Genomic DNA, 26,500 nt, shown 5'->3' with positions numbered 1-26,500 from the left:
CTCATAAGGTTTTAAACGGCTTATAAGATTTAAAACTGCTGACGAATGGTGATTACTTGATCACCGCGCTTGACTTCGATCTGCGCTTCGCCTGTTTGCTGTACTTGCTGTAATACTCCTGCATCTTGCATAGGATCGTTGCCGACGCTTTGACCGTTGACCGTCATTACCCGATCCCCCGGCTCTAACCCCAAACGATTGCGCACCTCGGCTGGCATTGCCGCTGTTACTTGATAGCCTTCGCCTGCAGCCATCACACCCATACGACTCAGATAACTGGCTGGGCTTTGTTGCAATGCCTCCACTGCTTCATCGATAGCAGATGTGGGACTCTCAGTATTGACGGCAGGATTATTAACAGAATTGACACCTTCATTCGTATCTAAGGCATTGGGTAAAGCCAACGCTTGCGGCATTGTAGATGACATCGGGACACCCTCAGGTAAACGCTGGTTGCTCATACCGCCTGCCGCCATACTGCCTTGATCCAGTGGCATAGCATCCGCCATACTAATCACACTTTGCTTATCAGCAGCATCGGCAATAATGGCAGAATCCCAATCAACTGCGACCAAGGTATAGCCGCTATCTTGCAATTCATCACCGATGCGGTAGTTCTTTACTTCGCCATTCACATCCAACAAAGCTGAGGACAGGCTTGACGGTATGGCCAGCATCACCCCTTTTAGTGCCACATTAGGCGGTGGCTGAGTCACAGCGGCAGCCAGTTCGGGATCGGCAAAGATGGCGAAGAGACTACTGTTGTCAGCTGTCGAGCCCATATTATTTTGCAATGCCTGTACTGGAAGTGCAGGGGCTGCTGGCGGAGCTAATATCAGCCACAACAGCCGTGCGGCTGTCCAAGCCAACCAGCCAACTGCCAATAATAACAGCCAGCCTGAAAAACGATTTAGACTATTTACGACTGGTTTTAGGCGTGCCGAGATACTTATCATTTAACGCGCCCCTGAATCCGACAATAACGACCCTGATAGTAATGGCTGACGCACGCTTACCACAGGGGTGTCTTGTGGTGCTTGCCCTTTATACTCTGGCATGTTTTCCAGTAAGCGCTGCGTCAAACTGACATCCAGCATATTATCACCATCAAGATATAAATTGCCCAAGCGCTTATCTTGATTGTTTAATAAATTCACATGTAGCAGGTTTTTATTGTTTTTTTGTTCTGTCGTGAGCTGCGCACGCATGGCGGGCATCGTGATATAAAAAACCTTGCCGCCATTTGGATAGCCGACCTCACCACCGACCCATGTCAGCTGACCATCTGCTTGCGTAAAGCCTGCGACCTTTGCATCTGAACCTGACCGACGCTGCAATGAAACCGCATTGACCTGAATAGGAGTATTGGGTAGTTGCCAATCGACCACGCTAGCCAGCGTCTCAGGGGCGATCTTGCCACTCATATCGGCAATCTGCCAAGAGTGGCGTCCGACTTTGACTTGTCCATTCAGCCGTGTCTGCCCTGTACTGATATCGACATCGGCACCAATCTTGCCCAAAAACAACTGCCATGGCTGCCACGTCCAACTGGCTGAGCCGGTCAACGGTGTCGTCGTTAAAGGCAGTTGCCAAATGACAGAGCCTTGCCATAGATTACCTGAGACATGCTGTACATAAGACGACTCGGGCGCGTATTTTTCGATCACCCACGCTGCTGGCATTTGTAACAGCGTAAATAAAGCAAATAGCACAAACCCAATTAGCCACCATAGCTTACGAGGACGTTTATGAGACGAAGCAGACGCTTGAGGCACAGTGAGACTACTTATATAGGTAAAGTGAAAATGACGTTATCATAACAAACAATCACCTATAGATGACAGAAAAAAAGCCAGTATCTTCATTTAAAGATACTGGCTTTTTTTACTAGCTATACTACTTGATACGGTATTTTTAAACCGCAAAATCTTCAAGATCACGCCCTGCTGCTAGCGCTTCAACCAGCCAAGTGGGCTTACGACCACGGCCTGTCCAAGTCTCTTCACTATTGTCAGTATTGCGATATTTAATACTGCGTTTTTTCTCTAGCTTTTCACCAGCTTTTAGGATCTCTTCAATAGTACTATTGCTCTCTTCTGCAATTTTTTCAAACTGCATATAAGCATCATATAAACGCTGATGCTGTTTTTTTGCAATAAGCTGCTGTGCATTTTCGGTGATTGCACGTAACTCATCTACATCTAGATTGTCTAAATCAATGGTTTTATTCTTATTCATAATAACCTCGGCTATAAAAACAGGGATAGGCCCAATAGGTCTTTTACGACTTATTAGGTTACAGACAGTTAAACAATGATACTGCTTTGTTACGGTCGATTCTTTTCCATATTAGAATCGAAAAATTGTAGAATTTATATCGATATATACGATTAAATCAATCCGTATTAGCAACCGTAGTAGATTAACATATTATTTATATTTTATGAATAATTAAAAATAAAATAATAAGAGGTAATTATCCAAGCCTTAACTTCAATACCTTATTTATAATTCAATAAAGCCATTAGGGATTAACCTCTCTTATAATAAATCCTGAGTATATTTATAAAAAACTATGTCACAACAAAGATTGAAGAAACAATCATACTTTATAGATAGTCAAATATAAACTCAGCGATAGTCTCCAATAAAGTTAATACTCTAAAAGTATAGGTATAAAAAAGAGCCTGTAAACACAGGCTCCAAATCATAAACACTACACTATACTCTCAGGTACACGTCAAAACGGGATATCATCATCTACAGGGCCATCTGGCATTGCTGTAGGCTTAGGTTGCGTTGGCGCTTGAGCAGGCTGATTAAATTGGTTCTGCTGAGCAGGAGCACCCTGATTGTTGAAGCTGTTTTGGTTGCCACCTTGTGCTGCCGCTGCTACGCCACCAGCTTGATTATAGCCACCTTGCTGACCACCAAAGCCGCTACCTTGTTGGCCGCCTTGATTACCATAACCGCCTCCTTGAGCCTGACCACCACTCGCGCCATCTAACATTTGCATTTGCTCAGCACGAATTTCGGTGATGTAACGATCTTGCCCGCTTTGATCTTGATATTTACGTGTACGCAGGCTACCTTCAATATAGACCTTGCTGCCTTTGCGTAAATACTGTGCAGCGATTTCACCCAAACGGTTAAATAAGGAGATACGATGCCATTCAGTCGCTTCACGCTTTTCGCCGCTTTGTTTGTCTGTCCACTGTTCGGAAGTCGCTACCGAAATATTGGTCACGCTACCGCCATTACTGAATTGACGTGATTCAGGGTCGGCACCGAGATTACCAATAATGATAACTTTATTAACACCGCGCATAGTATCTTCCTTTTTTAATGAATATTATCAATGAAAATTTTAGTATAAAAACAACTTATGTAATCAAAGCCAGCTACCACTGACATATGATACTTTTACTAATATGGTTTTACTTTATACCGTTTTTACGCAAATATCCAGCGACCTCTATGAGGCACACGACAATTAATGTCGTCGATAAACATTTACATCACTCTTAGTTTACTTTAAATCAATCACTTAGGCTTTTACAGTTTTTATTTCATTTGTTTATGAGTTCAATCAGTTTATCAATACCTTCAATACAACTTTTACACATATCATTAAGGTGCTGCCTACTCTCTTTATCCGCAAAAAGTACAAATTCATATTTGTACTCACCCAAACTATAGTTCACTCCAAAACCGCCCGCATACGTTGGTGCAAATAAAATACGCTTAACAGGATAGCGAACGCCCATAGATGAAGTAGATAGAAAGTCACCGCCAGTCAGTTTCTGATAACCTGCACTTTGAAAAAATACCTTTGCTTGATTCATGTCGCTTTGATTGATGCTATCCTGCATCATCATTTTCAAGCCCGTTAAATGACGGTCGAACGCTTGACCGGTTTTGCAAGCGATGACCCGCTGTTTATGGGTAGTAAAGGCGCTTGCCAGCTGTTCTTGAGTGGCACTACCCGTCAGCAACGCTTGGCATAATGCAATCGCCTCATGACTGTTAGGACGCAGGCCTTCGGTACGCCCCGCCATAAAGTGACTGGTATCAACCGCTTCATAAGTATGACGTACTTTATCAAATACTTTTAACTGCGCATAAATCAGGGCAAACTGCATCATGGCATCGTGACTGACTTTGATGCTATTGTCTTTATTGGTGCTGTTTTTATTAATGATGGCGCTATAGTCGACCGTACATCGTTGTACTTCGATCTGTTTTGCTTGCGCAGTAACGGCTGCAATATCTTGTACGATACTCGCTATCGTCGCCTCATTATGATTATGCTCATTACACGCCCAGTCTAATTGCTGCAAAGATGGCAGGTCTGACTCTTCTTTCTCTTCATTGCCATCATCCTGCAGCTCAAGCGCAAAAGCATAAGTGAATAGATGATTCAGCGCTGCGCCATCGATTTCGCTATGCTCAAAATGAATGGCTAAAAAGTCTGATTGTAGATCCATCTGATAATTGATAGGTTTAAATTGCCAAGCATTGCCAGGCATAAAGGTTTGCTGCTGTATCTGCTCGGTCTCGGCTTGTTCAAGCTCAGTCTTTTTGGACGAGTCTGCAAAATGGTACATCGAAAAGGTAAATAAGCTATCGCGCAGAGCGTCATAAGCTCGTCTGTTTGCTGGCTCTTTGCTGAGCAAATCAAGATAATGCGCAGTTTTTGCACTACCCAAAGCACTAATAGCGCTAAACGCAAAAGCGGGCTGGTCATAGTCGCTATTTATAATGGCTTCAAGCGCCTTTGTTAGCGACTCAACTGAGAATACTTTGCCCTGTGCATCCGTTACTTGCAGAGCGATATGATGCCCTTGCCAGAGCACGCTAATATGACGATTGGCAACTTGGTTGGCGGCGTAGTAATAGTAGTCGCCTTCAGGATGCGGCTCACGTACCGCGCCAGTCAAAATACGCCAGTTATAGGTAGAGATAGGCTGCCCGCGCGGATCCGTTGGCGGCGTTATATTGCCACTCATATAGTCGATATGCGTACGAACCATTCGATGAATAAACGAGGCGGCGCGTGCCGTACCTACTGCCTTGTCAGGATAGTCTAGCTGCAAACTGGCGTTATTAGACAGCGCTAGCGGACGTCTATCTTGCAGGTATTCGGCAAGCTTGATTTTGGTCAGCCAACTTTGTCCACTTTTTGCTTGTTCTTCGGCATAATCCATCAGGCGCTGTTGTAATATTGGCGCGTCATTAGTGGCAAAATCAGCCGCAGCCGCTTTGGTTTTCTCACGCTCAGTCTCATTTAATAGCGGGGATATACCCTCAATAAAGCGCTGAAGTGTCTGGGTGACAGGCGGAATGGGAAGGAGCTGCATAGACTGTGTTTCCTTTTGAGGTAGTCATTTCCATTTAAGACGAATATAAGATGGCTTGAGGAGATTGCTTTGCACGCTCTGCGCAAGCCTTTCTCGATACGACAAAAACTCATTCCAAATACACAGCCTACGACAGTAACATACTAGCCCAAGATTCCGTTAAATATCTAAAGGACTCTGCGCCAGACTTGATAGCTGTTGGCGTGAAGTATCAGTCAGCTGAGTCTTATCTAACTTCAGATACGCGACCTGCTCCTTTGCCATCACTACCAGCTCATCGACGCCCTCTACCGCAAGCATCTTCCGCGACCAGTCTTGGATGTCGATATTCTTAGGGATAGTCACCGTGGTGCTCGATAGGTACGGTGGCTGGGCAATCGGGATAATAATCAATAATGCCACGCCCATGATTGCCGCGAGTATTCCCCATGCCAACAGATTGGATTGAGTCAATAGCAGACCGCCCATCGCCCCGCCGACAAACGCACCAAAAAACTGGCTAGAGGAATTAAGCCCCATCGCTGTGGCTTTATTGGCGACTGGCGCACGCTTCGATATCCATGAGGGAATGGTCGCCTCAAGTAAGTTAAAGCCCATGAAATAAAACAGTAAACCGAGGATAATACCAATACCAAGCTGACTGCCCAATGCTAAGAGCAGCAAAGAGGCGGTCATGAGGACAATCGCCCCTAAGAAAACTTGACGCATTTTTCGTTTCTTTTCGGCGATGATAATAAAAGGAATGGCGACGGCAAAGCCAATAAATAATAGTGGCAAATACACCATGCCTTGCTGGCGTACAGATAACCCCATGACATCGGTCAATTGCTGCGGCAAAATCACAAATATCGCGGTGAGGGTCAAATGTAGGGCGAAAATACCGATGTGCAAGCGGTTCAAATCACCGATTTTTAGGACGGTAGCCAGCTGCTGACCAATCGATTTGTTATCTAGATTATGCTTGAGTACTCGTAATGGCGTGGGCACCACCCACAATAACACCATTGCCAAGACGGCAAAACCTGCAGTCAACCAAAACAGTCCTGAGATACCAATCGAATCTACCATGAGCGGACCGAATGCAAAGGCAAGCATAATGGAAGTGGCAATGGTCAAGCCCATGGTCGCCATCGCTTTGGTGCGCATCTCTTCACGCGTTACGTCTGCTAACAACGCCATCAGCACTGCTGAAACGGCGCCACTACCTGCCAGCGCCCGACCAATAATAACCTCATAAATATCCGTCGCATTGGCCGCTACAATACTCCCTAGCGCAAACAGCACTAAGCCAAATAAAATAATGGGCTTACGCGGGAACTTGTCAGCTGCAAGACTCATCGGAATCTGAAACACAGCCTGCCCGAGACCATAGACACCGACAGCCAAACCTATCAAAAACGGTGTGGCATGCGTGTAATTGTCACCATATACAGCAAACACTGGCACAATCATAAACAGACCAATCATCCGCAAGGCAAAAATACCACCGACCCCGAGAATTGCCCGTTTTTCTACGCTATTCATACTTGCCTCACTGGTTTATCATTGCTGATCTATTACTACTGCACCGCTTATATAACTATGACTCTATCAAGGCTTTAGCCTAAAAATTAAGCCCCCTAGTATAAGACATTCGCCGTTTGGTTGCCGAAACTTTTGTCTTACTACCGCCGCAGCCCCTCTAGTAGCAACTTAAGCCTTTCATATTAGACAATAATTTTGTTACTAAGTGCATCTGATGTGTCTCGATACCTTGAATAATGCTGCTACCATGACAATAAAGTAAGGCGTCGCAAGCTGTTATACCCAATCAACCAAACTTAGTGATATCAACCAAACTTGATGATTATGGCCTTTTTGAGTCAGCGTGAATTGATAAGCAAAACCATAAATTAATATAGGCGTTTATATTGCTTTATGAAGTCATCAATCCTTTATAAAACAATATGAATTTAAAAAAGGGTTTATCCATTTAATAAATCCACTTAGTTTTATTGATTCTTTTGATCTTTAGTTATTTTTCAAATACCATTTTAGCAAATAGGAAACCTATAACCGATGGCAAATGACCATATTTCAGTACGCGGTGCACGTACTCACAATCTAAAAAATATTGACATAGATATTCCACGCGATAACTTCGTAGTGATTACGGGTTTATCAGGTTCAGGTAAATCATCTTTAGCATTTGATACACTGTATGCCGAAGGTCAACGTCGCTATGTTGAGAGCTTGTCGGCATATGCGCGTCAGTTTCTCTCGCAGATGGAAAAGCCAGAGGTCGACAGTATTGAAGGCTTGTCGCCGGCGATTGCCATTGAGCAAAAATCGACCAACCATAACCCGCGCTCAACGGTCGGCACGATTACCGAGATTTATGACTATCTGCGTCTACTCTATGCGCGTATCGGTACGCCTTTTTGCCCAGAACATGGCGAGCCGATGGTGGCACAGTCAGTGACTGAAATGGTTGACCAAATCATGGCGCTGCCAGATGACACCAAGCTGATGATTTTAGCGCCAGTGATTCGTGAGCGTAAGGGCGAGCATACCGTCTTGCTTGAGCAACTGATTGGTCAAGGTTTCGTGCGTGTACGTGTTGATGGTCATGTCTACGATACCGACGAGCTACCGACACTCGATAAAAAGAAAAAGCACACCATCGAAGTGGTGGTTGATCGCTTCAAAGTCCGTGACGACTTGGGCAACCGTGTCGCTGAAAGTTTGGAGACTGCCCTACGCTTAGGTCAAGGACTGGTCACGCTGCACTTTATGGATGGTAATCCAAAAGAAGGCGGCGACGACAACCAAGTGATGTCAGCCAAACACTCATGCCCTGTTTGCGATCGCGCAGTGTCTGAGCTTGAACCGCGGATGTTTAGTTTTAACAACCCTTATGGCGCTTGCTCTGCCTGTGATGGTTTGGGTAAACGCCAGTATTTTTCTGCTGAGAAACTGATTACTCATCATGAAAAATCGCTCAATCAAGGTGCGATTAATGGTTGGGATAAGCGTCACGCTTATTATTTTGGCCTGCTGTCGACCGTTTGTAATCATTTCAAAATTGACATGGATGCACCGTGGCAAGAGCTGTCTACAGAACAGCAAGACCTCATCATGCACGGTTCAGGCAAAGAAAAGCTGACCTTTAACTTCACTGATGAGCGCGGCCGCAAAACCAACAAGACCGTACCCTTTGAAGGCGTCTTACCTTATTTAGAGCGTCGTTATGCCAAGACTCAAAGTAATCTTGTGCGTGACGAGCTAGCGAAATACTTGGCCGATACCACTTGTAACGTCTGTGATGGCGCGCGTCTCAATGAAATCTCACGCAATGTCCGCGTCGATGACCAAACCATCGCTGAAATCGTCAAGCTCTCCATCGGTGATGCGGCTGACTATTATAAAACGCTGAAAATCAGCGGTCATAAAGGCGAAGTCGCGGAAAAGATCTTTAAAGAGATTAATGAGCGTCTAAACTTCCTCGTCAGTGTCGGCTTGGATTACTTGTCACTTGCGCGCTCTGCCGAGACACTATCAGGCGGGGAAGCGCAGCGCATTCGTCTAGCCAGCCAAATTGGTGCAGGTCTGATGGGCGTGATGTATGTCCTCGATGAGCCTTCGATTGGGCTGCATCAACGCGATAATGATCGCTTGTTAAAGACCTTGATGCGTCTGCGTGATTTGGGCAATACGGTACTCGTGGTTGAGCATGACGAAGATGCTATTCGCCACGCTGATCACGTCATCGATATCGGTGTGGGTGCTGGTGTTCATGGTGGTCACGTTATCGCTCAAGGTTCAGTCGATGACATCATGCGCTCGAAAGAGTCGCTCACTGGGCAATACTTGTCTGGCAAAATGAAAATCGATGTGCCGAAGGTTCGTCATCAACCCAAGATGCTTGAGAGTGAAGCCAAAGGTAAGGCCAAAGCCAAAAAACTACCGATGACCATTGAGCTAAAAGGTGCAATAGGTAATAACTTACAAGACGTCAACTTGACTCTGCCTGTTGGCATCATGACCTGTATCACTGGAGTCTCAGGCTCAGGGAAGTCAACGCTGATCAATCGCACCTTGATGCCACTGGCAGCGACACAGCTCAACAATGCCTCAACCTTAATTGCGGATAAGTTTGAAAGCATCAGCGGTCTTGAGCACCTAGACAAGATGGTCGATATCGACCAAAGCCCGATTGGCCGTACCCCGCGCTCAAACCCAGCAACCTATACGGGTGTCTTTACCCCAGTGCGTGAAATGTTTGCGCAAACGCAAGAAGCGCGCGCTCGTGGTTATAAGCCTGGTCGCTTTAGCTTCAACGTCAAAGGCGGTCGCTGTGAGACTTGCCAAGGTGATGGCCTGATCAAGGTTGAGATGCACTTCTTGCCAGATATGTATGTGCCTTGTGACAGCTGTGATGGTAAGCGCTATAACCGTGAGACGCTCGAGATTCACTATAAAGGCAAAACCATCGCTGATGTGCTAGACATGACGGTAGAAGATGCGACTGAGTTTTTCTCCGCGATTCCAGCGATTTATCGTCGCTTGCAAGCATTGATGGAAGTTGGACTCAGCTATATTCGTCTTGGACAGTCTGCCCCTACGCTATCTGGTGGTGAGGCGCAGCGAGTGAAGCTGGCACGTGAGCTTGCCAAGCGTGATACTGGGCAAACGCTCTATATCTTGGATGAGCCGACTACTGGTTTGCATTTCCATGATATTGCCAAGCTGCTCAATATCTTGCATGCGCTCCGTGATAAAGGCAATACCATCGTAGTCATCGAGCATAACTTAGATGTGATCAAAACTGCGGACTGGGTGATTGATTTGGGCCCTGAAGGCGGTAAAGGTGGCGGCATGATCATCGCTGAAGGTACACCAGAGGAAGTGGCGGAAGTTAAAGGCTCGCACACCGGTGAGTTTTTGAAGCCGATGTTGGATCAAGCGATGAAAGACGCCAGTTGATAGATAATAGTTAGAAAGTGATTGAAAGGCTACTCTTTTAGGGTGGCCTTTTCTTTTGGGTGATGGCGGGTAATATTAATTCCTGTTGACATCTCAGCAGTACAAGTAGCAGTAATAACTAAATGTCTGATAACATCAATTTAATTTTATGTAGAGAAGAGCATGGTAAAAATTGAAAACGAAAAATATTCTGCACTTTTAGAGGAGTTGGAAACCTCTGAAAAGCTGATTACCTTAGGTTTTGGTGAGCTTCAAAACATTAATCCGAGCAATGGTTTTTACTTTCTTCCTTTTCAACTCTTATCGCAAGGGTTTGAAAGGTTTATGAAAGCCTATATTTGTTTGGGTCACTTTCACAAACACCAAACACTTCCAAACTCAGAATATATAAGGTGTTTAGGGCATGATTTAGAAAAACTACTCAAAGAAATAATTGATAATTATTACTTCGATTATGATAGACCTCAATTTGAGCTAGATAGCAATCTTATTCGAACAGACCAAGACTTAAAAGAACTACTTTATATACTTTCTGAATTTGGTAAGTTTGCAAGATATTATAACTTTGACTTGATTACAGACAATACAAAAATTGGTATCGATGCGAAAGAACAGTGGAACGAGTTTGAGAAAAAAACCCTTGATTCAGAAGACTACGAAAAACTGACAGACTTAAACTTAAATCATGAAGTCTATCAAAAAATATCGACTTATATAATTACTATTTTTGAGAGGTACATTTCCGCACTTTCAAGACAGTTTATTTTTGAGTGTTTGGGTGACAAAGCTAAACAAATTTCTGCTTCGAGCTTTTTCGATTTTGGAATGTTATATGAAAAAGATTTTGGAAAAAGAGATTATAGGTATCAAACTACAAAATACAAGCAAAGACCTAAAAAAGCACATAAGAGAACGATGCTTGATGGAATTAAACTAAACTTGAACCCCAAATATAAGTCGAAGAAAATCTTGAAATCAGAATATGATGGCGATTGGCCTTTTTACGCAGATGAAGTTGTTGTTGAATGTAGAGAAAAGCATTGGTGTCTAGTAACTATTGATGGTTCAGACTATGGCCTTAATGGTGCAGCACAGAATCGTTATAAATTAGAAAATCCACATGATGCTGGAATGGCAATTTTAGGTGTAAGTTTATCTAATTTTATATCTATAGCTATGGCATTATGAACAACTCATAAATTGACGCAGGAAACCCAACAATCTAATATTAAGCGAAATATTTCGTTGGGTCTCGTTCCTGGACACCAGCTTACATTAATCATAGTGAACGTTAGATCTGTCTTAGACTGAATATCGTAAGCGCCACCAAGCCAATTTGCTAACTTACATATACAACGTCAACTTATTAAGAATAACGACTAATCAACCATAGCCGTCATCTCAATCTCAATAAGTAAGCCAGGCATAGCAAGAGACTGCACGCCAATGAGCGTATTAACGGGTGGTGTTATCTCACCATAAAACTTACCAATCGCCTTACCTACCACCTCCAAATTTGCGGGCTCTAGGTCAACAATATAAGTTCGCATACGTACCACATCCGCTGGCGTCGCCCCCGATTCTTGTAATACAGTATGTAGATTATTAAAAACCTGCTCGGTCTGTTTGGCTAAGTCATTTTTGCCTACTGTATTGCCGTCTTTATCCCACGCCAATTGTCCTGCGCAGTGGATGACTGTTTTCCCCTGAGCTTTGGTAGCGTGAGAGAAGCCAAATTGCAGGCTGTCATACATAGCGCTTGGATTAATCGTTTCGTGTGTCATATTAATCTCCTTTATTAACCTTTAATTTTCTTTATTTTAAATATTGTCGTTATTTCTTATTAAAAACGTTTTAGTAGCAGTATAAGACGTTTCACTTCTCTTTAAAAACTCTAATTAACAATGAACCAATTGATAATTTTCATAGGAAAAACTTATACCAGTAACACGTTATAATGGTTATGATTTTTTTATTTATATCAAGAGAATTAGAAATACTATGTCACCTAAATTGTCGTCTAAAAAACCGTCTACCAAGATATTCGACGTGATTGTCATTGGTGGCGGTCAAGCAGGTTTAGCGGTAGGCTACTACTTAAGACGCGCCAAGTTGGACTTTATTATCTTAGACAATCAAGACCAAAGTGGCGGCGCATGGCAGCATTTTTGGCCTTCGCTACGGCTTTTTTCACCCGCTTGGATGAGCTCCTTACCAGGTAGACTGATGCCGTCCTCCAAAGACGGTAAAAGCCCGCATCGAGATGACGTATTAAGCTATTTTGCCGACTATGAACAGCGCTATCAGCTACCTATCTATCGCCCTTATGAAGTAAAAACCGTAGAGCGCGATGATGAGAATGACTGCTTGCAAGTAAGCGATGGACACTACACTTGGCTTGCTAAAGCGGTCGTTAGCGCTACGGGCACTTGGAGTAACTACTACATTCCAGATATTGAAGGACAGCAAGATTACCTCGGTGAGCAGCGCCATTCGGCTCATTATGACGGTCCAGAAGCCTATAAAGATAAACGGGTACTGGTGGTCGGCGGTGGCAACTCAGGAGCACAGATTTATGCAGAATTGGTACAAGTCGCTGATGCAAGCTGGGTAACGCTTGAGCCACCACAGTTTTTACCAGACGATGTCGATGGACGTGCTCTGTTTGAGAGAGCCACAGCGCGCATTATGAGTAATAAAAGTAGTGCTCATAAAGTTATCAATAATGAAGACGATGGCAGTAATAGCACTAACGCCGCTAATGTTGAGGGTAATATCGTTATGATGCCGCCTATTAAAAAAGTGCGGGATAAAGGGCTATTAACGACGCGGCCTATGTTTAGTCGCTTTACCGAGCAAGGCGTAGTTTGGCCTGATGGCACTAAAGAATCCATAGACGCTATTATTTGGTGTACTGGCTTTGAGCCTGCGCTTGCGCATTTAGCGCCTTTAGGTGTGATAGAAGAGGATGGGAAGATATTAACCGAACAAGGACAAGCGCTCAAAGAGCCACGCCTGTGGCTCTTTGGCTACGGCGATTGGGCAAGCCCTGCTTCAGCGACCATTATAGGTGCTGGGCGTAGCGCTAGAGAAAACGTGCCCGCCTTGCTAGATTTTTTGGCAAAAGATACTTAGCACGTAGGTTGGCGTAGAGATTGCCACACCCAACATCGATGCGCCAGATGAAGGTCAAACCAACTATTTTTCGATACTTCTTCACAAAAAAAGGTAAGTCTTTTGACTTACCTTTTTTGATAGTATTTATTGAGTTACTTACGTTTAATGATTCTAGTAGTTATTCCTGTAGTTGCCCCACTAGTTGCGTTAGCAGGTGCTTTAGCAGCCGCTTGATAAATAGGACTAACTTCAGGTAAGAGTGCCTGAATTTTAGCAATACGCTGCCCAGAGTTTGGATGCGTAGACATCAAAGTAACTATGGCGTTGCTACGACCATTGGCGGCCTCCATTTTTTGCCATACTGCAATTGCAGCCTCTGGATTGTAGCCTGCCTGCGCCATCAAACGTAGGCCACCTGCATCGGCTTGTGATTCTTGACTACGAGAAAACGGCTTATCAAGGCCGTAGTCACTAATTAAACTCATTGCCTCAGCATTTAACCCTGTTTTTTCCTGTATCGCAGCACCACCTAACTGAAGCGCTAAGCCGGTCAGAATTTTTTGCCCAGCATCCTTTTTACTGTGTTCAGCTAATGCATGAGTCATTTCGTGTCCCATAATTGCCGCGATCTCTGCATCTGTTAACTGTAACTTTTCTACAATACCTGTATAAAAAGCCATCTTTCCACCAGGCATTGCCCAAGCATTCAATTCAGGTGAACGTATCACCGTGACTTGCCAATCAAAAGGGACGCCTGTTGTATTAGCACGAACGGCGTAGGGTTTCATACGATTGAAAACGTTTTTAACTCGGATAGCAGTGGCAGACGTATTATCTACTGTGCCTTGGCTACTGGCTTTAGAAACCACTTGAGAGTAGTTTTTTGCCGCATCGGTATTTAATGTAGCCGTATCGTACCCTGCAATATCAGCCACAGTAGTACAACCCGCTAAAGTAGTAATTGTAGTAAGCAATAGAGCATTTTTTATTTTATTAAAAGTTGTCATTCGACGTCCTAGTTGAGAGATATATTTAAATAGCTAAACTAAAGGTAATGAATGGATAAACTTAAAATTCCACTACCAAAATTTATGTCATGCAAGACACCAGTCGATAACAATATATAACTGACAATGTAACTACTGTGTAAGTAATGTGTCTGAATTGCTGCGAAATATTATCACTCCAGGAAACAAAAGTCTATCAATTTTATAATCTATAGCTTGTTTGTTGATGGTCGTAGGCTCCACCCAACAAACAAGTTAGATGTTTTTTTGCGTCAATGTAAAAACCAACCTAAATAAACTCTCTCTCAACATTCATCATCCGTGCGTCGACACTACGTTCTATCTTCTCCTCGATTTGACTACACTGTGACTCAACCTCGCGTTTCGATAGCCCAACGATCACAAATGTCCATTCGCTGGCGTCATGCCGATCACGCTCGCCGCTCTCACAGACTGCGACACTTGGATTACTGCCAAAGCGTGCATGTAAGCCGCCCATACGTTGGCGTTTTTCTTTGAGTGAACCGCATCCAGGCAGTGAAAACGTCAACGTCAGGATAGCGATATGCATGGTATTCTCCTTACAAAAACAGTTTATACTGCATAGTAGCATCAAACATGACACCTACGTGTCAGTGAACAGTGAAAGGTCAGGCTTAGATAGTATCTCGAAAGCGTGTCTAGACTAAGGGCTTAGTTTTGTATTTTGCACTTATGGATTTATCAAAGTAAAAACACCTTAAGTTATGCTATCGTTACATTACTACGAGCTGGTCAATCCGTAGCAGTACCTTATAATTACTAACATTTATCTCATTCACAAACATCATAATAGCCAATATGCGTACTCCCCCAATGACTTCTATCAGCTACGTACAGCAGCAACGCATCACTCGACTCTGCGTGCGCTGCGGATTACTGCTTATGCAATACGGCGCTGAGTCTGCCGTGGTGGTGGACTTATCCAAACGCTTAGGGCTGGCTTTGGGGATGAACAGCGTAGAATGTTCGCTGAATTTTAACGCTATTACTTTGACTACCATCCGCAATGAACGCTGTATCACCACTACCAGAGACACGATCAATCAGAGCATCAATGTCAATTTATTGGTACAAATTCAGCAAATTGTTAATAAAACCGAAGCGGTCACAGATAACCATAATAATAACAATAACAATAACAAGCTGAATCATGAACTGACAGACCGCACCATTCTTGCATTTGATGAGTTAGATAAGACGATTTATCCAACATGGCTGGTGGGTCTGTTTGTTGGCACATCTTGTGCCGCGTTTGCTTATCTGAACGGTGGCAGCTTATCGATTACCGCCGTGACCTTTATCGCTGGCATGGTGGCGATGTTCACCCGTATCTATCTGTCCAAACACCATTTCAATCCCTTTATCACGGTCATTGTGACCGCTTTTATCGCCTCTTTAATTGGGGCCACGACCTATTATTTTGATATTGGTAATAATGCGGATATAGCTGTCGCTTCTAGCGTGCTGCTACTGGTGCCAAGCTTTCCTTTGATCAACTCTTTATCAGACATCCTCAAAGGCTATGTCAATATTGGCGTGGGGCGTGCCGTTTTTACCTATATGTTGACCTTGTCGGCGTGCGTTGGTATCGTGATGGCGCTGGTGTTACTTAGAATACAGCACTGGGGATTCTGACATGTGGTTTATTGAGACCGTTGTACTGTCGTGCATTATTACCCTTGGTTGGACGCTGATGTTCACCGTGCCCAAACGCTATATTTTGCCGTGTTTGCTGATGACTGCTTTTGGATTTGGGTTAAAAACAGCGCTTGTCTATCAGCACATACACATTGTAGTAGCCAGCTTTTTTGGCGCGATGCTTGCCAGCTTTTTGGGGGTATATTTTTCTAAAAAGTATACCTTACCGCCCAAAGCCCTAATCTCGCCAAGTATCATCTGTATGATGCCTGGCATCGCCGCCTACAAGGCAATGGTCAGTATGGTGCAGATTGGTTATTTTGGCTTTTCAGACGAGTTATTTAGCCAAATGATGGTGTATTTGTTTGAGGCCTTGTTTGTGACTTCAGGGTTGGTGCTGGGTTTGTCCATTCCTGGACTGTTATTCTATAGACGTCGTGCCATAGTCTAAGTGGGTTTGAATGGATTTAGATGATAAGCTGTTTCTATTTAACTACTTTTGGATATGGTTAAAATATTGATGCTACTCAACATACCCTAACGATAAAAAACTTGTAAGATTTATAATGACACCCATTACAATAGAGTTCAAAGCTGTATTCACACGCATTCATTAGAGAGATATAACAATGACAAAACACTATGACTATATCGCCATTGGTGGCGGTAGCGGCGGCATTTCTTCGATCAACCGCGCAGCGAGCTATGGCAAAAAGTGCGCCATTATCGAAGCTGAGCAATTGGGCGGTACCTGCGTAAACTTGGGCTGTGTACCCAAAAAGGTGATGTGGTATGGGGCACAAATTGCCGAAGCCATCCATAAATATGCGCCAGACTATGGCTTCGATATCGATGTCAAAGGCTTTGACTTTCAAAAACTGGTACATAGCCGCCAACAATATATCGAAAACATTCACCGCGCTTACGATAATAACTTGGCAAAAAATGGTGTTGAAGTGATAAAAGGCTTTGCCAAATTTGTCGATACCAATACGGTAGAGGTAAACGGCGAACACATTACCGCTGACCATATTTTGATCGCTACTGGCGGCCATCCTATTCGCCCCGATATCAAAGGCGGAGAACACGGCATAGATTCTGATGGCTTTTTTGCTTTGAATCATCTGCCAAAACGGGTAGCTATCGTGGGCGCAGGATATATTGCCGTTGAAATCGCGGGGCTACTTAGTGGTTTAGGCGCTGAGGTGCATCTATACGTACGCAAACATTCGCCGCTACGCTCATTTGATCACAGTATCGTCGAGACCTTGATGCTAGAGATGGAGCAAGATGGCATTCAGCTGCATACCAATACTACGATCTGTGAAGTCAATAAAAATGACGATGGCAGCTTAGAATTATTTACTGAAGATGGCAGTCTTGATACGGTAGATTGCCTGATTTGGGCGATTGGTCGCGCGCCTTCCACCGACAATATTAATCTGGAGGTGACAGGGGTTGAGACGACGGACAACGGCAAAATTAAAGTCGATAAATTTCAAAATACCAATATTGATGGCATTTATGCGGTCGGCGATATTATCGAAGGCAGTATTGACTTGACGCCAGTCGCTATCGCCGCAGGCAGGCGTCTGTCTGAGCGCTTGTTTAATGATAAGCATGATGAGCATTTGGTTTATGATTTGATACCGACGGTTATCTTTACCCATCCCCCTATCGGCACCATTGGTATGTCTGAAATCGAGGCGGTCAACGAGTATGGCAAGGACAATATCAAATGCTATACCTCGACATTTACTCCTATGTACAGTGCAGTAACCCAACATCGGCAAAAATGCATGATGAAACTGGTGTGCTTAGGCGACGATGAGAAAATTATTGGCTTGCACGGTATTGGTTTTGGCGTTGATGAGATGATTCAAGGCTTTGCGGTAGCGATAAAGATGGGCGCTACCAAGGCTGACTTTGATGATACGGTCGCCATTCATCCGACAGGCTCAGAAGAGTTTGTGACCATGCGTTAGATAGAGTGGATTAGATAGACTGGACAAACTAGAAAATTTATTAAACAGGCTATTCTTAATGAGAATAGCCTGTTTGGTTTAAATCCTAGATTAACTGCCAAGCGCCCACTCATCATTGTATTTATACACTAAAAAATTAACTGTCTTAGTTTCACTATTACCATCGATACTTTGGGTAATATCCGCGATACATCGATAGCGCTCTTCACCATCTTCAGAGCGGCACTTGACGCCATCGACATTCTCAAGTGTCGGCATCGCCACGCTCCCATGACCATTTGCCATCATGCTATGCGCTTGCTCATACTGCCCTCGAATGAGATCTTCCACGATACTATCAGCAGGTGCATTCGAGCAAGCAGCCAATAGTGGCATCAATAGTAATAACGCGGCCAGTTTTTTAAAGTGAGTCATAAGTATTTTAGTTTCTGTTAAATATGGACTCTGATGATTAGAGTACGTTTGATGGTTAGGGCTTGCGGGATAGTTACTGACAGTGTAATCCCGATACTGCTATGATGCCAGTATTCTAAGCTGTTGAGAGATGACTGTGTGGCAGTTTTACCTTTTTATATTACCGATCGGTCTGGGCATTATGACCTTGGCAGCAAGCTTACTGTTCTTGTTTGCCTTTTTGATGTCCGATGACAATGCCACGCGCTTGCCTGCTTTTAATTGGTTTAAGCGTTTAATCATCGTGGCATTCTTATTACTCAGTATTGGCCTGTTTATGACCTTTGGGCATTTTTGGAATTAACTCTAGTTCTAAGTAGCGAGAGTTAGCCTTTATGTACTGACGATTTTCTCTAATTCTAATAACTCTAAATCTTGACGCTTGGGCTCGCCATTATTACCATCATCTGGGAACGGCATTTTATTCCCATTCAACTGATAGCCGCGGCGCTGATAATAAGCCAATAGCTCAGGGCGATGGCTTAAAATAGACATGGTAAGACGAGCAGGTTTTTCATCGGGCGCCTGCGTGCTCGATTGTAAATGTCTTTCTGCAAAAGTCTCTGCCGCTTCTAAAATTACATTGCCAACGCCCTGTCCCTGCAGCTCTGGATGTACTGCAAACATACCGATATAGGCTTTATTATAATAGTCGCTCTGATCTTGATCATCTCTATTTGAGTCAGTATCGACTTTCATATCGACCGCGATACAACCCAGCAGCTCACCAGTTTCATCGTCATCGCGAGCACCGGTCGTGGTTTTTGGATAGACGAATAGATAGTGTTTTGGATTATTAATGACGCTTGCCAGCTCAGCTTGAGTGATACGAATGCCACCGACCAAGTCTGCTTCATTGGTCCAACCTTCTGTCTGCCGATAGCAGCGGTTTAGTAGCTGTTCAAGTGCGTCAATATCATCCGCTTTGGCTTGTCGTAAAAATACGGATTCTTTATTTAAGTGGTTTTTGTTTATGGAGTCTGCGTTCATAATACTGGTTGTCCTTTTCCATCTATTTAGTATAAAAGGCTGACCCAAATCAATGAGCCAGCCTTTATATTAAACCTTATCAGTTTTGAGTACTAGGGCGTGTCCTCAATTCAATCGAAGGATACCTAAATGGGTTAAAAATGGCTAAACCTTGCCAAGCAGCGTTAAATATAGTCGATGCATTTTAAAAAGAACATAGCGCTACTGGGGTGAATTTTGCGCAGCCTCTGTGATAACAGCACGCAAGTAAAATTTATACCAGTAGCGCGCTTAAACTTATGTAACAGTTTTATTTTCAACTGACTATAGCTAGGTAATATCTCGATATTATCTGCGCTATTTTCCTTGTTTGACGGCAATTTATCTCATTTTTATCACCATTTTTAAAATGAGGACACGACCTAGCGTGATAACACCTGCGCTTGCTCGATAATATCAAACCCTGCATTGATTTGCGCGCGTGTTGGCGCATGACCACGGCGTAACAACTCAGAAAAAGCGATTAACTCTTTATCACGTCCGAGCGAACTTGCAGCACTGGCGCGTGTATCTTCCCCATCATCATCAAAGTAATATTCGATATAATCAAGATTATCTGGTGAGCCAAATAGGATATTGTTATCTGGCGTAGCGGCATGTCCACTATAGCGTAGGCTTTTGCCATATTGCCCTGTCCAAAAGAAAGGAATGCGCTCCTCTAATGAGTTGACATTGTCTTGGTTTAAGATAGCTGCCGCCGTCACCATGCCGTGTTGCAAAGCCACCCGCCAATGCTCGATACGCATACGCCCCATTTGATTAGTGGCTTTAGCGATATCACCTAGCGCATAGACGCCATCACGCAGTTGCAAATGATCATTCACTTGCACGCCGTCTGGAGCGTTTACCTCATTTAACAGCTCTGTACGTGGCGCTACGCCAGTACCCAAAATCACAACATCGGCTGCAAGCTTACTGCCATCAGACAGCGTTATGCCGTTGACTTTACCACCTTCTCCATTGATTTCATCAACGCCAGCACCGAAGGCGAAGGTAACGCCTTGGTCTTCATGCAGTTTGATTAAGGCGTTACTCACGCTCTCAGAGACGATATTGCTCATCACACGGCGGCTACGACCTACGATGGTGATAGACGCGGCCTTACCTGCCTGCATAAGTGCCGAAGCCGCTTCCATCCCGATAAAGCCCGTGCCTACGATGACCACATGCTGGTTATCACTGGCGGCTTTGATGTCTTTTGCATCGTCCATACTGCGTAGCGTATAGACGCCATCCAGCTCAGCGCCATTAAATGGCGGTATCTTTGGCTCAGCGCCTGTCGCTACCACTAAGAAATCGGCTGTTTGCTGCTCACTATGACCGCTCTGGTCTTTAATCACGATGGTGCATTCATTGGGGAGTACTTCACTGACGGTTTGGTTTAAGCGTAGATCAATGTTGTTTTTACTGGCCCAATCTGCACCGCCAAGCAGCAAATACTTCTCGTCCATTTTCCCTGCCAAAAACATCTTGGATAATAAGGGACGATTATAAGGGGCTTTGTCATCGGCACTAATGATGGTTATCTTACCGCCATAACCAGTATGACGCAGTTGATTGGCCGTCATAAAGCCTGCACCGCCGCCACCAACGATGAGGGTATGGGTGTCTATCAGCTTGTCATTTTCGATGCGTTTGTCTATCTTTGCCGAGGTATTGACCGTCAAACTATCGCCATCGTCAGTCAGCTCATATTGGGTCAATCCGCGCATGGCGACAGGCTCTAGCAAGGTGCCATCTCGGCTATCAAAGCTCCCATGGTGCCACGGGCAGACCACGCGATTACCACAGCGTAACCCCTCGCCCAAATCTGCCCCAGCATGCGGGCATTTACCATCAAAGGCACTAAACTCATCGTCATCACGAGTGATTAGAATGATACTATCGTCCTCTTGCTTATAGGATTTCATGCCGCCATCTGGGATATCGGCTTTGCTGATGGTGACGGTATTGATCGTTGCGTTGGTCATAAGTCTTCCTTAACAGTTATAATGGCTTCCTGAGTAAAACGTGTTGAAATAGTCGATATGCTTTAAAAAGCAGATTCATTGATAGTAGCAAGACAACTAAGCGGACGCTGTTTATTTGTATGTTCGCTGCGTTGCAAAACGTAACTTCCTAACCTCTACTGGCCTTTAATTCCTAGCTCCCCCCTTTCAACCTAAAACTTATAATCAAAACACAAGACGACTTTATGACTTCTCAAGACCACCACAACCATAACCACAACGAAACGACAGCGACTTCTCAGCATAATTTTGATAATGGCACCGTTGATAACAAGTCATTTGATATCTCAACTATTGATATCCAAGCTGCGGCCGATACTGCGCAATTACCGCAGCCGGCTCTACCGCCTGTGCAGCGAGCAACTTATAAAACCAGTGCAACAGACTTCGTCGTCAATGAAATATTGCCCTTAAAGTTTACAGGTGAAGGTGAGCATCTATGGCTGCATATCGAAAAGCTTGGGATGAATACCGCTTATCTGGCAAAGCTACTGTCAGAGTGGGCTGATATTCCATTACGTGATGTCGGCTACTCAGGACTCAAAGATCGTCAGGCATTGACGACGCAGTGGTTTAGTTTACGAATACCTTTGAGGCAACTACCTGATTCTGAATTTGCGCCGATAGATATTGGCGACAACGAGTCGGTCACTATTCTCGCCCAACATTGGCATAATAAAAAACTCAATCGCGGTACGCACAGGGCCAATCAATTTATCATTACCTTGCGTGATATTGAATTGGAGGGTGACGATAAGTCATCTGTAGAGCAGCATTTGGCCAATATAGGTACAACCGGTGTGCCCAATTATTTTGGCCCACAGCGCTTTGGATGGAATGGCAATAATATTAGAGAAGCATTGGCCTTATTTGCACGTCCAGCGCCAGAGAATCGACCTCAGCCAAAGAAGAGCAAACGCAAACGTGCGCCGCGAGAGCAAAACTCTATGGAATTGTCTGCCGCGCGTAGCTTGATATTCAATGAGATATTGGCAGCGAGAGTGCGCGATGGTAGTTGGAATACTGGACTGGCAGGTGAGGTGTTTAATTTGGATGGCTCAGGCTCGATATTTGACAGTGAGGCAATAGACGATGCTTTGCGCGCGCGAGTTACCAGCGGTGATATTCATCCAACTGCTGTGTTATGGGGTATGGGCAACGATAAAGTCAGTGGCCAAGCAGCTCAGCTCGAGAAAAATGTTGTAAATAATAGCGCGTTATTAACACAGCTAGCGACAGGCTTAGAGCAGCGCGATATCAAAGCACAACGACGAGCGCTGAGACTCCCGATTGAAGACATGAGTTGGAAGTGGAGCGATGAGCAAACGCTAGTATTAAGCTTTACTCTGACGACTGGCAGCTTTGCCACCAGTGTCTTAGCAAGCTTGGTTCAGCAGTTAAGCACAGCTTAGTTGATTCAAAGAGGTTCAGTGCCAGAGGCGGAAGACGACGACTCAGATCTATTCTTTGCTGCACGCATCTCATTAGCACTGACGACTTTATTACGTCCACGGTCTTTGGCTTCGTACAAAGCTTTATCCGCAATACTGATTAAACGCTGACATATATCACTTGGCAGCTCACTCTGTGACTGCTCACGAAGGTTACCTGCAACCTGCCCTTGCGGGTTTTTGCGCCGTTTTAGCTTCTGTAGTTTTGTCAGCACTGGCACGACCGTCTCAGCCTCTGTAGTCATATGATCTTGCTTGATACGCGCAAGCTCCTCACAAGTTAAGGTATAAACCCCAAAGCTTGCCGTCACCTGAAAACTAAAACCATCACTCACCTGTATCATGTGCTCTGCGATGTTAGAGCGCAGCTGTTCAGCAATGGTCAGTACCTCATGGTGAGCGGTACTTGGCAATACAATCAAAAACTCTTCACCGCCATAGCGACTGACATTGTCTGTGTCTTTCAGCGTGGCTTTTAAGACGCCTGCCACCTCTTGTAATACTTGATCGCCTACTTGATGTCCATAACTGTCATTGATGCTTTTAAACCAGTCTAGATCCATCAAAATCACACTATAATTTTGTTTATGATCTAAGGCAGCAAGTGTGTCCTGCATTTGAGTCAGGCCGTAACGGCGATTGGTCAGCTGAGTCAACTCATCTTGATTGGCATGTTTTAAGGTTTCAGCTTTACTGGCATCTAAGATCAATAACAAAGCTCGGAATACATAAACGATAAAAATGGCTTTGGGCACTGCCAGATATATATGTGTCGAATGCCAAAACAACGCTGAGGATTGGCGAACTTCATTAAGACCGTCTATGCCAAGCGCCTCATTTGAGAGGGTCGAAGTCGCCATGGCGTTTTCAATAGCACTCATCTCTATAGTACTGAGACCACTGGCTATCAGATAGCTATAAATATCGAGTGGTATAGTGCTTTCATGTATGTGTTGTAAGCTAGGAAAGTCGATACCCCAATAAGGCAAACTAATCACCACTAGAACCAATAAAATCAGCCCTAGAAATGCCCGCCAAATATAACGACGCCTAATCAGCATCATTCCCAACATCGCGCCGCCGACTAATGACACCCCTGAGACCAAACCGCTTTGTCCCATCACCAAAATCACAAAGGCAATATAGACGCTATAGACTGAGATGAGTACGATTTGCCATCTGTTTAAACGCGCATCATCGTCTTTGATACGCGATAAATGCTCGACCATCCACCAAGCAAACAGCCCCATGATATGGACGCCAAGCCACATCGGATACAGCATGTCCATATCCACATAAATGCTTAGCTTATCTCGGCGTATCCAAACATACAGACACCACAGCCAGTGTAAATATGCTTCCATTAAGATGAACAGTGCCATCAATGAAGCTCGGTCGGCAGCCTGCCACTCAAAAATGATTCGAGAAAGCTTTTTGTAGCCTAATTGGTATATAGAGACAGCCATTAATGCGTTACCATATGAAGAATCATTCTATTACCAACTATCACTTAAACATTATTGGTATAAAATAGAATAACAGCTGATAGATGCATTGGAAATAATAAAAAAACATACTGTTGACGTCAGAGACTGAACCAACAACAAAGAACAATAAAAACAATCAGATAGCTGATACTAATTATATTTTATTATTTCTACAACGCTGTTATTAATACTGGCAACCTCTCTAAGATTTAGCAACAAAATTTGTATGAAAGGCTTTAATTATCGATATACGGTTGTTAACCGCTTATTTATATTCAGATATCGACATATATCATTATATCAACTCAGCAAAATTTTGCCACACACCTTTTTGCTCAGCATTCAAACTCGGCACATCACCAAGACGTCGCCATGGCATATTACTGCCATGAAAGTCGCTACCAATCGAGGCTGCTAGGCCATGCTCAGCGATGCTGCGATCTACCATGCGCCGTGTGCTGATAGGCTCACTATTGGCTGGTAGCTCACAAGCGTCACCACCAAGCTGCGCAAATTCCTCGATAAGTTTACGGACTCGCGTGGCCGAAAGATGATAGCGCGTTGGATGCGCAAGCACTGCCTTGCCACCACAATCCTGTATCAATTTAATCCCGTCAGCCATGCTCAGCGCATCAATCGCAACATAAGCGGGCTTGTTGTCTGCTAGGTAGGTATCAAAGGCTTTTTGCACCGTCTTGACATGTCCACGTTCAAACAACACTTGTCCAATATGGGCACGCCCCACCGCTTGTGGATTATTACCAGCTTTATCAAGCACCGCTTGCCAAAGATCTTCAAAGTCAAGATCTAATAACTCACTCAGCTTTTCAGTGATTCGCTGCCCACGATTGGCACGGCTGTCTTGTAGTTGCTGTAGAGCTGCATGCATTTTGTCGCGATCAGTAAAATCAAGACCCACCACATGGATGATTTTATTGGTAGATTTGTTTTTGCCATAGCCGCCGCTCAGTGTATGCTCGCAGCTGATTTCTACGCCATTTACAAGCGTGATACCATAGGTATCTGCCGCTGCTCTCGCCTCATCAATCCCTGCTAGAGTATCGTGATCCGTCAATGCCAATACATTGACGCCAGCTGCCTGCGCACGTTGCACGACTTCTGTTGGTGCATAAGTACCGTCAGAGCATGTACTGTGACAATGTAAGTCAATTTTCATAAGTTTTGCCTTCATTTCTTGATATAGTTTGTGGTTATAGTTTCTTGGTACGGTTGAATGAATAATAGTTAAATAACCCTGAGTAATGTTACTGGTTATACACCCTTATTCATACCAGCCGTTATTGTGCGGTTGATTACTTCTTTTTGCTGCAGTAGACGTGTAAACTATCCTCTACGTTTTTGTTGGATATCCCACCTGTTATGAAAGCCCTATTAGACTTTATTCCTCTCATTGCATTTTTTATCGCTGCCCGTCAAAGTGGCATATTAGCAGCAGCAGGCGCATTGCTTATTGCGACCCTGATTGTTTATGCCATTCATTTTGTACGCCAAAAAGGCAAGTTCGATAAGCAGCAATGGGTTGTTTTATTAATAACCATCGTCTTCTGCGGTGGCACATTGTTGCTGCGTGATGATATCTATCTGCGTTGGAAGTCACCGATTATCAACGGTATCTTTGCGCTAACGCTGTTTGTCAGCGCTGCGATTAACAAGCCCTTGATGCAGCTGGCGATGAAAGAAGTATTTACGCTGACCATGAGTGGTTGGAAAAAATTGACCGTCGCATGGGGACTGTTCTTTGCACTTATGGGCGTACTTCATTATATCACGGCCTTTACCATGTCTAACGAAGCATGGATCAACTTTAAGACTTATGGCTGGATTCCGATTATGCTGGTGTTTATTGCTGCCCAATTTGCGGTATTAAAAAACCATCTCAACCCAGCACTGAGTGACAAATCGGCTAAATAACTAGGAAAATCTAGCCAATGCAATG

23 protein-coding genes are annotated in these 26,500 nt (G+C 44.2%); 9 read left to right on the top strand and 14 right to left on the bottom strand.

Annotated elements, in window-relative coordinates; all coding sequences use genetic code 11:
* Positions 1-29 precede the first annotated feature (29 nt).
* The 6 genes from JMX03_RS03245 to JMX03_RS03220 form a co-directional block, all read right to left on the bottom strand.
* Positions 30-956: a type II secretion system protein N gene (locus JMX03_RS03245; RefSeq protein ID WP_201594440.1), complete on the bottom strand. Its 927-nt coding sequence runs from the start codon at positions 954-956 to the stop codon at positions 30-32.
* On the bottom strand, positions 957-1,775 hold the full coding sequence (gene gspN, locus JMX03_RS03240; protein ID WP_201594438.1) for a type II secretion system protein N: 819 nt from the start codon (positions 1,773-1,775) through the stop codon (positions 957-959).
* 139 nt (positions 1,776-1,914) lie between these two features.
* Positions 1,915-2,238 (bottom strand): H-NS histone family protein, encoded by a 324-nt coding sequence (locus JMX03_RS03235; RefSeq protein ID WP_201575446.1) that lies wholly within the window; start codon positions 2,236-2,238, stop codon positions 1,915-1,917.
* A 502-nt stretch (positions 2,239-2,740) separates the two neighbouring features.
* Entirely contained in the window at positions 2,741-3,328 is a 588-nt protein-coding gene (gene ssb / locus JMX03_RS03230) for a single-stranded DNA-binding protein (RefSeq protein WP_201594436.1), read from the bottom strand.
* A gap of 241 nt (positions 3,329-3,569) precedes the next feature.
* On the bottom strand, positions 3,570-5,360 hold the full coding sequence (locus JMX03_RS03225) for a choline/carnitine O-acyltransferase (RefSeq protein WP_201594434.1): 1,791 nt from the start codon (positions 5,358-5,360) through the stop codon (positions 3,570-3,572).
* Between the two features lie 159 nt (positions 5,361-5,519).
* On the bottom strand, positions 5,520-6,884 hold the full coding sequence (locus tag JMX03_RS03220; RefSeq protein WP_201594432.1) for an MFS transporter: 1,365 nt from the start codon (positions 6,882-6,884) through the stop codon (positions 5,520-5,522).
* A 534-nt stretch (positions 6,885-7,418) separates the two neighbouring features.
* Here JMX03_RS03220 and uvrA point away from each other — a divergent pair.
* Both uvrA and JMX03_RS03210 read left to right on the top strand, forming a co-directional pair.
* A complete protein-coding gene (gene uvrA / locus JMX03_RS03215; RefSeq protein WP_201594430.1) occupies positions 7,419-10,325 on the top strand; it encodes an excinuclease ABC subunit UvrA in 2,907 nt (968 codons plus the stop codon).
* Positions 10,326-10,487: 162 nt separating this feature from the next.
* Positions 10,488-11,513 (top strand): hypothetical protein, encoded by a 1,026-nt coding sequence (locus JMX03_RS03210; RefSeq protein WP_201594428.1) that lies wholly within the window; start codon positions 10,488-10,490, stop codon positions 11,511-11,513.
* Between the two features lie 191 nt (positions 11,514-11,704).
* On the opposite strand, the gene JMX03_RS03205 is transcribed toward JMX03_RS03210, so the two are convergent.
* Entirely contained in the window at positions 11,705-12,109 is a 405-nt protein-coding gene (locus tag JMX03_RS03205) for a RidA family protein (protein ID WP_201594426.1), read from the bottom strand.
* A 217-nt stretch (positions 12,110-12,326) separates the two neighbouring features.
* On the opposite strand from JMX03_RS03205, the gene JMX03_RS03200 reads away from it, so the two are divergent.
* Positions 12,327-13,460 carry an ArsO family NAD(P)H-dependent flavin-containing monooxygenase gene (locus JMX03_RS03200; RefSeq protein ID WP_201594424.1) on the top strand — a complete coding sequence of 378 codons (1,134 nt, stop codon included), beginning with the start codon at positions 12,327-12,329 and terminating at the stop codon, positions 13,458-13,460.
* Positions 13,461-13,594: 134 nt separating this feature from the next.
* Here JMX03_RS03200 and JMX03_RS03195 read toward each other — a convergent pair whose 3' ends face one another.
* Entirely contained in the window at positions 13,595-14,449 is an 855-nt protein-coding gene (locus tag JMX03_RS03195) for a M48 family metallopeptidase (protein WP_201594422.1), read from the bottom strand.
* A 289-nt stretch (positions 14,450-14,738) separates the two neighbouring features.
* On the bottom strand, positions 14,739-15,020 hold the full coding sequence (locus tag JMX03_RS03190; RefSeq protein ID WP_201594420.1) for a DUF503 domain-containing protein: 282 nt from the start codon (positions 15,018-15,020) through the stop codon (positions 14,739-14,741).
* A gap of 284 nt (positions 15,021-15,304) precedes the next feature.
* On the opposite strand from JMX03_RS03190, the gene JMX03_RS03185 reads away from it, so the two are divergent.
* From JMX03_RS03185 to gorA, 3 genes are all read left to right on the top strand, one after another.
* Complete coding sequence (locus JMX03_RS03185; protein WP_201597750.1) at positions 15,305-16,126, top strand: threonine/serine exporter family protein; 822 nt, start codon at positions 15,305-15,307, stop codon at positions 16,124-16,126.
* Position 16,127: 1 nt separating this feature from the next.
* Positions 16,128-16,580 (top strand): threonine/serine exporter family protein, encoded by a 453-nt coding sequence (locus JMX03_RS03180; RefSeq protein WP_201594418.1) that lies wholly within the window; start codon positions 16,128-16,130, stop codon positions 16,578-16,580.
* Positions 16,581-16,758: 178 nt separating this feature from the next.
* Positions 16,759-18,114, top strand: a complete 1,356-nt coding sequence (gene gorA, locus JMX03_RS03175) for a glutathione-disulfide reductase (RefSeq protein WP_201594416.1) — start codon at positions 16,759-16,761, stop codon at positions 18,112-18,114.
* Positions 18,115-18,204: 90 nt separating this feature from the next.
* Here gorA and JMX03_RS03170 read toward each other — a convergent pair whose 3' ends face one another.
* Positions 18,205-18,528, bottom strand: a complete 324-nt coding sequence (locus JMX03_RS03170; RefSeq protein ID WP_201594414.1) for a hypothetical protein — start codon at positions 18,526-18,528, stop codon at positions 18,205-18,207.
* 130 nt (positions 18,529-18,658) lie between these two features.
* Here JMX03_RS03170 and JMX03_RS03165 point away from each other — a divergent pair, with 130 nt between their 5' ends.
* On the top strand, positions 18,659-18,871 hold the full coding sequence (locus tag JMX03_RS03165; RefSeq protein ID WP_201594412.1) for a hypothetical protein: 213 nt from the start codon (positions 18,659-18,661) through the stop codon (positions 18,869-18,871).
* A gap of 29 nt (positions 18,872-18,900) precedes the next feature.
* On the opposite strand, the gene JMX03_RS03160 is transcribed toward JMX03_RS03165, so the two are convergent.
* Positions 18,901-19,557 (bottom strand): GNAT family N-acetyltransferase, encoded by a 657-nt coding sequence (locus JMX03_RS03160; RefSeq protein ID WP_201594410.1) that lies wholly within the window; start codon positions 19,555-19,557, stop codon positions 18,901-18,903.
* 401 nt (positions 19,558-19,958) lie between these two features.
* Positions 19,959-21,566 (bottom strand): FAD-dependent oxidoreductase, encoded by a 1,608-nt coding sequence (locus JMX03_RS03155; RefSeq protein WP_201594408.1) that lies wholly within the window; start codon positions 21,564-21,566, stop codon positions 19,959-19,961.
* Between the two features lie 224 nt (positions 21,567-21,790).
* Between JMX03_RS03155 and truD the strand changes: the two genes are divergently transcribed.
* Entirely contained in the window at positions 21,791-23,017 is a 1,227-nt protein-coding gene (gene truD / locus JMX03_RS03150) for a tRNA pseudouridine(13) synthase TruD (protein WP_201594406.1), read from the top strand.
* 5 nt (positions 23,018-23,022) lie between these two features.
* Here truD and JMX03_RS03145 read toward each other — a convergent pair whose 3' ends face one another.
* Positions 23,023-24,522 carry a GGDEF domain-containing protein gene (locus tag JMX03_RS03145; protein ID WP_201594404.1) on the bottom strand — a complete coding sequence of 500 codons (1,500 nt, stop codon included), beginning with the start codon at positions 24,520-24,522 and terminating at the stop codon, positions 23,023-23,025.
* Between the two features lie 316 nt (positions 24,523-24,838).
* Entirely contained in the window at positions 24,839-25,720 is an 882-nt protein-coding gene (locus tag JMX03_RS03140) for a PHP domain-containing protein (protein ID WP_201594402.1), read from the bottom strand.
* 203 nt (positions 25,721-25,923) lie between these two features.
* Between JMX03_RS03140 and JMX03_RS03135 the strand changes: the two genes are divergently transcribed.
* Positions 25,924-26,475, top strand: coding sequence for an inner membrane-spanning protein YciB (locus JMX03_RS03135; RefSeq protein WP_201575484.1), 552 nt, complete (start codon positions 25,924-25,926; stop codon positions 26,473-26,475).
* The last annotated feature ends 25 nt before the right edge of the window (positions 26,476-26,500 follow it).

The organism is Psychrobacter fulvigenes (genome assembly GCF_904846155.1).
GTDB classification, from domain to species: domain Bacteria; phylum Pseudomonadota; class Gammaproteobacteria; order Pseudomonadales; family Moraxellaceae; genus Psychrobacter; species Psychrobacter fulvigenes.
Note: the sequence above shows the minus strand (reverse complement) of the source record. Positions and strands in the feature narration are given on the sequence as shown.

Bases quoted from the DNA above. Each gene is read 5' to 3' on its own strand.
- JMX03_RS03245 (WP_201594440.1), bottom strand. From the start codon at position 956: ATGATAAGTATCTCGGCACGCCTAAAACCAGTCGTAAATAGTCTAAAT.
- JMX03_RS03235 (WP_201575446.1), bottom strand. From the start codon at position 2,238: ATGAATAAGAATAAAACCATTGATTTAGACAATCTAGATGTAGATGAG.
- ssb (WP_201594436.1), bottom strand. From the start codon at position 3,328: ATGCGCGGTGTTAATAAAGTTATCATTATTGGTAATCTCGGTGCCGAC.
- JMX03_RS03225 (WP_201594434.1), bottom strand. From the start codon at position 5,360: ATGCAGCTCCTTCCCATTCCGCCTGTCACCCAGACACTTCAGCGCTTT.
- JMX03_RS03220 (WP_201594432.1), bottom strand. From the start codon at position 6,884: ATGAATAGCGTAGAAAAACGGGCAATTCTCGGGGTCGGTGGTATTTTT.
- uvrA (WP_201594430.1), top strand. From the start codon at position 7,419: ATGGCAAATGACCATATTTCAGTACGCGGTGCACGTACTCACAATCTA.
- JMX03_RS03210 (WP_201594428.1), top strand. From the start codon at position 10,488: ATGGTAAAAATTGAAAACGAAAAATATTCTGCACTTTTAGAGGAGTTG.
- JMX03_RS03205 (WP_201594426.1), bottom strand. From the start codon at position 12,109: ATGACACACGAAACGATTAATCCAAGCGCTATGTATGACAGCCTGCAA.
- JMX03_RS03200 (WP_201594424.1), top strand. From the start codon at position 12,327: ATGTCACCTAAATTGTCGTCTAAAAAACCGTCTACCAAGATATTCGAC.
- JMX03_RS03195 (WP_201594422.1), bottom strand. From the start codon at position 14,449: ATGACAACTTTTAATAAAATAAAAAATGCTCTATTGCTTACTACAATT.
- JMX03_RS03190 (WP_201594420.1), bottom strand. From the start codon at position 15,020: ATGCATATCGCTATCCTGACGTTGACGTTTTCACTGCCTGGATGCGGT.
- JMX03_RS03185 (WP_201597750.1), top strand. From the start codon at position 15,305: ATGACTTCTATCAGCTACGTACAGCAGCAACGCATCACTCGACTCTGC.
- JMX03_RS03180 (WP_201594418.1), top strand. From the start codon at position 16,128: ATGTGGTTTATTGAGACCGTTGTACTGTCGTGCATTATTACCCTTGGT.
- gorA (WP_201594416.1), top strand. From the start codon at position 16,759: ATGACAAAACACTATGACTATATCGCCATTGGTGGCGGTAGCGGCGGC.
- JMX03_RS03170 (WP_201594414.1), bottom strand. From the start codon at position 18,528: ATGACTCACTTTAAAAAACTGGCCGCGTTATTACTATTGATGCCACTA.
- JMX03_RS03165 (WP_201594412.1), top strand. From the start codon at position 18,659: ATGACTGTGTGGCAGTTTTACCTTTTTATATTACCGATCGGTCTGGGC.
- JMX03_RS03160 (WP_201594410.1), bottom strand. From the start codon at position 19,557: ATGAACGCAGACTCCATAAACAAAAACCACTTAAATAAAGAATCCGTA.
- JMX03_RS03155 (WP_201594408.1), bottom strand. From the start codon at position 21,566: ATGACCAACGCAACGATCAATACCGTCACCATCAGCAAAGCCGATATC.
- truD (WP_201594406.1), top strand. From the start codon at position 21,791: ATGACTTCTCAAGACCACCACAACCATAACCACAACGAAACGACAGCG.
- JMX03_RS03145 (WP_201594404.1), bottom strand. From the start codon at position 24,522: ATGGCTGTCTCTATATACCAATTAGGCTACAAAAAGCTTTCTCGAATC.
- JMX03_RS03140 (WP_201594402.1), bottom strand. From the start codon at position 25,720: ATGAAAATTGACTTACATTGTCACAGTACATGCTCTGACGGTACTTAT.
- JMX03_RS03135 (WP_201575484.1), top strand. From the start codon at position 25,924: ATGAAAGCCCTATTAGACTTTATTCCTCTCATTGCATTTTTTATCGCT.